Source organism: Klebsiella sp. JN_Kp126, from assembly GCF_033843325.1.
Classification (GTDB): domain Bacteria; phylum Pseudomonadota; class Gammaproteobacteria; order Enterobacterales; family Enterobacteriaceae; genus Klebsiella; species Klebsiella michiganensis.
This window is the reverse complement of the sequence record NZ_JAWXQV010000058.1, coordinates 35,031-41,706: the sequence shown is the minus strand read 5'-3', so window position 1 is coordinate 41,706 and position 6,676 is coordinate 35,031. Positions and strand designations below refer to the sequence as shown.

General features: G+C 55.2%; 6 protein-coding genes and 1 pseudogene. 2 read left to right on the top strand and 5 right to left on the bottom strand.

All coding sequences use genetic code 11. The annotated features are described in order from the left end of the window. Window positions 1-160 precede the first annotated feature (160 nt). Together SIK97_RS14540 and SIK97_RS14535 are read right to left on the bottom strand one after the other, a co-directional pair. Window positions 161-919 (bottom strand): annotated as a pseudogene (locus SIK97_RS14540) (glycoside hydrolase family 88 protein); the annotation flags it as partial. 4 nt (window positions 920-923) lie between these two features. After that, window positions 924-2,507: an MFS transporter gene (locus SIK97_RS14535; protein WP_009652039.1), complete on the bottom strand. Its 1,584-nt coding sequence runs from the start codon at window positions 2,505-2,507 to the stop codon at window positions 924-926. 76 nt (window positions 2,508-2,583) lie between these two features. Here SIK97_RS14535 and SIK97_RS14530 point away from each other — a divergent pair, with 76 nt between their 5' ends. Beyond that, window positions 2,584-2,769 carry a hypothetical protein gene (locus SIK97_RS14530; RefSeq protein ID WP_155774224.1) on the top strand — a complete coding sequence of 62 codons (186 nt, stop codon included), beginning with the start codon at window positions 2,584-2,586 and terminating at the stop codon, window positions 2,767-2,769. A 102-nt stretch (window positions 2,770-2,871) separates the two neighbouring features. After that, window positions 2,872-3,300 (top strand): universal stress protein UspC, encoded by a 429-nt coding sequence (gene uspC / locus SIK97_RS14525; RefSeq protein ID WP_004852164.1) that lies wholly within the window; start codon window positions 2,872-2,874, stop codon window positions 3,298-3,300. Window positions 3,301-3,326: 26 nt separating this feature from the next. Here the strand turns inward: uspC and otsA are convergent, their stop codons facing one another. The 3 genes from otsA to araH form a co-directional block, all read right to left on the bottom strand. Next, window positions 3,327-4,751: an alpha,alpha-trehalose-phosphate synthase gene (gene otsA / locus SIK97_RS14520; RefSeq protein ID WP_014229861.1), complete on the bottom strand. Its 1,425-nt coding sequence runs from the start codon at window positions 4,749-4,751 to the stop codon at window positions 3,327-3,329. Further along, complete coding sequence (gene otsB, locus SIK97_RS14515; protein WP_014229862.1) at window positions 4,726-5,529, bottom strand: trehalose-phosphatase; 804 nt, start codon at window positions 5,527-5,529, stop codon at window positions 4,726-4,728. The genes otsA and otsB overlap by 26 nt, the downstream gene beginning before the upstream one ends. Window positions 5,530-5,687: 158 nt before the next feature. After that, window positions 5,688-6,668 carry an L-arabinose ABC transporter permease AraH gene (araH, locus tag SIK97_RS14510; RefSeq protein ID WP_025106114.1) on the bottom strand — a complete coding sequence of 327 codons (981 nt, stop codon included), beginning with the start codon at window positions 6,666-6,668 and terminating at the stop codon, window positions 5,688-5,690. Window positions 6,669-6,676: the final 8 nt, after the last annotated feature.

Genomic DNA, 6,676 nt, shown 5'->3' with positions numbered 1-6,676 from the left:
GTAATTCGGGGCAGAATTGGTAAAGAGAGTCGTGTAAAATATCGAGTTCGCACATTTTGTTGTCTGATTATTGATTTTTGGCGAAACCATTTGATCATATGACAAGATGTGTATCTACCTTAACTTAATGATTTTGATAAAAATCATTAGGGGATTCATCAGCGCTGTTCTCGGGTAAATCCACCAGCTCCAGGAAATCCGGAATAACGATAGTCAGCCAGCTATTGCCGCGCGCCCAGCGAGCGTGGGCGAAATTATGCCGCCCCTCGTAGCTCCAGCCGTGAAACCACAGGCCGGTCTCACGGTCCATCAGATTCTGCACGTGCAGCAGAAACTGATATACCGCCTCCTCTACGTATTGCGGACGATTAAGCAGCTTGCCGATTTTCGCCAGCGGCAGAACCGTCATCATCAGCGTGTCGTCCCACATCTGCTGATGATTCTCTTCCGCCAGGGTGATGTGCTGCATGCCGCCAGACTCAGTGCGGGGCATTTCGTTCATCGCCCACTCCGCCCAGCTATCGAGCCAGGGCAGATACGCGGGGTTGCCCGTCTCTTCGTAGCGGTAAGCCAGGGTGAGAAACGGCGCCATGGTGTTGACGTTTTTGGTGGTCGCGCCTTCGGCAAAGCGGTCGGCAAACCAGCCATCAATAATGTCGCGCATCGCCGTATCGCCGGTCTGCTGGTAATACTGATAAATACCGTACAGGCCGACGCCGTGAGTCCACTCCCAGCCGTTCCACCCTTTGGTGTCGATAACGCGTCCGTCGTCCAGCCGCAGTAAAAATTGCCCGCTTTCGTCCTTAATGTTGACCAGATTGTGCGTCACCTTCTGAATCAGCGCCTGCAGTTCATTGCGGGCGATAAAACGCTCCGGCTGGCGCAGTAGTGGGCTATGTTTGACAGGCCAAACTTTCATATCCTTAACCTCTGTTATATGTCGAATTCATGGCTGAACGCGGCTTCAGCGCTGGCGCGGCGGGTTTATTCCGATTCAGATAACCAATATTGTTGTTTCCCCACAGGGCGTCGTACGGCATCCCGGCCAGCATCTCCACCACCTCACGATCCCCGGCGCTGGCCAGTTCTGGCTGAGCGCGACCGGATTCACGCATTTTCAGCGTTTCCGCGCGCAGGACGCTGTGGGTTTGCAGATTGAGCTTAAAGCGCAGGGAGACGAGGAAACCGCAGGCCAGCACCAGTAAGGTGCCCACGCTGAGGATCAGCAGAATGGTATGGCTCACTTCATAGGGCTGCGTTTTCTGTCCGGAGACAAAGCCCGACATCTGCATGATGATCCCCACCAGCATCACCGCTCCGGCCTGGGAAGCTTTACGCGTCAGGGTCATGATCCCGGCAAAGATGCCTTCGCGGCGCTGGCCGGTGATCACTTCGTCCACGTCGGCAATATAGGTGTAGGTGTTCCACGGAACGTAGTTGATGCCGCCGCGGCCCAGGCCCGCCACTGCGGATATCAGCAGCAGCAGCGAATAGACATCGCTGAGGCCAGCGTAGTACAGCACCGCGTAAGAGAGCGAACTCAGGCCGAACAGCACCACCACCATGCGGTACGATGGCGCCGGCCCGAAGCGAATACACAGCGGGATCATGGCGATAACCGCAATAAACTGGAAGATCGCCATGGTTCCGAGCAGGTTAGAAGCCATTGAGGCTTCCTGCATCAGGACAAACACCACATAGTAGGTAAAGACCGCATTAAAGACATCCTGGGCGATATAGCCGCCCAGATACATCCCCAGATGCTGCCGGAAAATTTTAATGCGCAGGGTCGAACTTAACTCAATGAACAGGCGGTTAAGACTCTGCGACAGGCTCAGGTTCTGTTTCTCCTCTTCGGCGCGCAGCGCGGCCTCCGTCCACTCTTCACGCGGGCGTTCCCAGGTAAAGAACCAGACGAAGGTCAACATCATGGCGCACAGCACCGAGAACACCAGGCTGGCATAAAAGAAAGAAACGGCGTTGTCCTTACCAAAGATAGTCAGCAGAACGCCCGGCAGGAAGGAAGCCAGAATCGCCGACATCTGCGCCATAGAAATACGCGCGCCGGAGAATTTGGTTTTCTGTTTAAAATCATCGGTCATTTCCGGTACCAGCGTTTCATACGGCACCAGAATCATGGTGTAAACAATATCAAAAAGAAGATAGGTCAGCAGGTAGTACCAGAACCCCATATCCCCTACCCACATGATGGAGTAGCTAAACACGCAGGGGATGCCGAGCAGGATGAAGAACTTACGCCTGCCAAAACGTTTCCCCAGCCAGGTTGAGCCAAAGTTATCCGTCAGAAAGCCCATCAGCGGACTGATTACCGCATCCAGAACCCTGGCGGTGGCAAAAATAAGCGTCGCCTCGATAGGGGAAAGACCGCAAAAGGTGGTGTAGAAGTAGAGCAGCCATGCTGCTGTGAGTGCGGTCGTTCCCGCACCAAGGAAATCGCCCGATCCATAGGCAAGGTAGTTAACCAAACCGATTTTACGTGTTTTCATCGCCGTAAATCCTGTGTCTTTTTTTAGAGAACTCCGAACCGCGTTTTGGCCCATTCAGCCAAAAGGGGGTTGATACATGGCTACATTAAGAACATGGGAACGGCGTTACCTTTTCATTTTTGCCAGCCAAAAGCGTTCAATGGCAAAAACACAAAGAGTCGATGAACGCGCCTCACTGATTTATAAAACAGCGTTTCTTTTAATACAAAAGATCGGACCAAAAGTTGCGAGGCGACCACAAAAATGGCGCACGGCGGAGTGAAATCTGGGCGCGTTATTTCGCTGCGGATAAACCTTGCGAAAGCTAAGGAATGGGAGTAAAGACAATAGAAAAGGGTTGTTTCGCGTATCTCAAGGAGGCTTGATGCCCTACTCACATCTGCTGGTCGCCGTGGCGCCAACCCCGGAAAGCCGGGTCCTCATTCAGAAAGCCGTCTCCATCGCCCGTCCGGTCAATGCGAAGGTCAGCCTGATTACCCTGGCAACGGACCCGGAGCTGTATAACCAGTTTGCGGCGCCAATGATGGAAAATTTACGCGAAGTGATGCAGGAGGAGACGCGCGGCTTTCTGGCCGAGCTCGCCCGCCACGCCGACTACCCGATAGAGAAAATGACTATCGCCAGCGGCGGGATTGCCCACCATGTGAAGGATTTTTGCCAGCGGCACCGCGTTGACCTGGTGATTTGCGGCAACCACAACCAGAGCCTGTTTTCTCGCGCCACCTGTTCGGCGAAAGATATCGTGGGCAGCAGCGGCGTTGACGTGCTGCTGGTGTGTCTGGAAAAAGGTTAGCGCCGAAAGCGCTAACCGCGATCGTCTCAGGCGAGCTTGGGGAAGGTCGCGACCTTGCGCGCTAAGTGGCTCTCCTCACTTCCTGGCTCAATCTCCTTTAGATCGGCAATAAACCGCTCCTGCCAGCGATGAATATCGTTATCTTTAATCACCGCCAGCATGGCCGAATGGCGGGCAATACGCTCGGCCAGCGGCATGGTTAACGCCTGGTCCAGCGCAGCCGCGACCTCGTCGCGATCGTAAGGATTGACGATTAAGGCCGTCGGCAGCTCGTTCGCCGCGCCGGCAAACTGCGACAGCACCAGCACGCCCGGATTTTGCGGGTCCTGCGCGGCCACATACTCTTTCGCCACCAGATTCATCCCATCGCGCAGCGGCGTAACCAGACCGACGTCCGAGTAGCGGAAGATTTTCATCAGCAGCTTGCGTTCAAAGTGCTGGTTCAGGTAATAAAGCGGCGTCCAGCCCAGCTGGCCATATCGGCCATTAATGCGGCCGGCCGCGGTTTCAAGCTGATGACGAATATCCTGGTAGGCCTGAACATCGCCGCGCGACGTCGGCGCGATCTGGGTATAGCGAATCTTGCCGTGATGCTGCGGATAGTTCTCCAGCAGCGCCTCGTAGGCCAGAAAACGCTCCGGCAGCCCCTTGGAATAGTCCAGCCGCTCAACGGAAAAGATATTCTGCACGCTTTTCAGTTCGCTCTTCAGCTGCGCCAGCTTCGGCGGCAGCGGCCCTTTTGCGCTCCGCGCAATCTCTTCCGGATCGATACCGATCGGATAGACTTCGGTGTGGAAAGGTTTCCCCCAGGCCACATGCTTTTTGCCGTCGCGCGTCGTCAGGCGAGTCTGCATCGATACGCAATCGAGAAACGCCAGGCGATCGCTCTCGGTCTGGAAACCCAGTAAATCGTAATCGCACAGCTGTTCAAGCAGCTCCGCGTGCGGCGGGAGCGCGTTAAAGACTTCCGGCGTCGGGAACGGAATATGTAAAAAGAAGCCGATGCGATTATTGACCCCGCGCTGGCGCAGTTCGCTGGCCAGCGGCAGCAGGTGGTAATCGTGGATCCAGACGATATCGTCAGGTTCGATCAGCGGCAGCAGTTTATCCGCCAGCGTTGCGTTGACGCGCTGATAGCCTTCCCAGGCTTCACGCTGAAAATCAACCAGATCGAGACGATAGTGGAAGGCGGGCCATAAAACGGCATTGGAAAAGCGGTTGTAATATTCGTCGTGATCCTGCTCGCTAAGGTTAAAGGAAGCCCAGGTGATATTCCCCTGCTTCACTTTTTTTAACGGCTGCTGGTCGTCACCGATTTCCCCACTCCAGCCGAACCACAGTCCTCCGGCTGCTTTTAATGCCCCCATAATCCCCACGGCAAGGCCACCGGCGCTGGCCTTTTTGTCATCCGGCGGGGCAATACGATTAGATACTACGACTAAGCGACTCATAGCCATCTCTCCTGTCGGTTAGCGCATCTGGTTGTTGCCCATGATTCGCGATGTTACTAATCCAAAGATGAACAGCGGCGACATCCGGCAGGCGCCAGTGCGCCTGGGTCTCACCGCCGCCCACTTTGACCGATACGCCACTCAGTTGATTGACGACGCTAAAACCCGCTTCATCGGTTAAGTCATCACCGACAAACACCGGCCTGCGCCCGCTGAATGGAGCTTCCTGCATAAAAGCGGCTATCGCTTCACCTTTATTCACTCCGCGCGGTTTGATCTCCACCACGCACTTACCCGGCTGTAATGCCAGAATGGGATGGCGCTGCACGACGGCCTGCGCCAGCGCGAGCACCGCGTGCTGATGCTCCGGCGCCTGTCGGTAGTGCAGAGCAAAGGCCATCCCCTTACTTTCCAGTTCGCATCCCGGCAAGTCATCCAGCGCCGCGGTCAGTTCCGCAGAGAGCGCCTTCTGGAGAGAATCCGGTAAAGAGACAATATGCGTTTTACCATTGATATCACGGCGTTCAGCCCCGTGGACACCGGCAAGCGGCAGCCGGTAAGGACGGGTAAGCTCATCCAGCTCAACCATTGAGCGCCCTGAAATCAATGCCACCGCGCCGTTGTGCTGCTGCACGAGCTGGCGCAGCGACTGCAAAACATCGGCAGGAATGACCACCTGATCGGGATGGGGTTTGATACCGGCAAGGGTACCGTCGAGGTCAAAGAAAAAAGCGCAGTTTCCGGTTAACGCAGGCGGTACATAAATCTGGTCAGCCACCCTGTTTCCTCCTTATCATGGCCAGCAACATGCTGGGTGTTAAATAATTGTAGCCATGTAAGTATAGACAGTGTGACCAGCCTCGCCATTTTTGATAGTCATTGCCAGCGCAACGAGCGCTGGCAATGGATTAGGATTAAACTGAAAAGTTGGACGAATCAAACGGCTCGTTTCGCTTTCTGTTTGTAGCGGTCGAAGATCACCGCCGCCAGTAAAATCACGCCGCGTACGACATACTGCGAGAATGGCGAGATATTGAGCAGGTTCATCGCATTCTCTACCGTTCCCAGGATCAGGATCCCGGCCACCACGTAGGAGATCTTACCGATCCCGCCTTTCAACGATACGCCCCCCAGCACGCAGGCCGAGATGACAATCAGCTCATAGCCAATCGAGGTCATCGGCTGTCCGCTGGTCATTCGTGAAGCCAGGATAATGCCTGCCGCCGCGGAAACCAGGCCGGAAAGGACGAAAATGATGATCTTGGTCCGCACTACCGGCACGCCCGCCAGACGCGCCGCTTCTTCGTTACCGCCAATCGCCAGGGTATTGCGGCCAAAGGTGGTTTTATTCAACAACAGGCCGAAGACAATCAGGCAGGCAACGGTCAGCCAGATAGGCGCTGGCAGGCCAAACCAGTTGGCGTAGCCGAGGGTAAAGAAACGCTCGTCTTCAATCCCAACTGCTTTACCGTCAGAGATGATATAGGCCAGACCGCGGACGATCTGCATGGTGGCCAGGGTGGTGATCAGGGCGTTAATCTTCAGGCGGGCAATCACAAAACCATTGACCAGGCCGCTCAGCGCGCCGAGCAGCAGACCGGCGCCGATCCCCACCCACATGCTCTCCGTCAGGTTAATCACCACCGCAGTGGTCACACCGGCACAGGCGATAACCGAGGCGACCGACAGATCGAAATCCCCCGATGCCAGGCAAAACAGCATTCCGCAGGCCACCATTCCGGACATAGAAATAGCCAGCCCAAGGCCTTTCATATTAATAAACGAGGCAAAATTAGGCACAAAAATCACGCAGCCAATAAACAGCACCGCGAAAACAACCAGCATGCCGAACTGATCCCAAATGCGGGAGAAGCTAAAAGCCGACCGGGTAGTACCTGAAGTGGTAACTGATGACATCATAGACT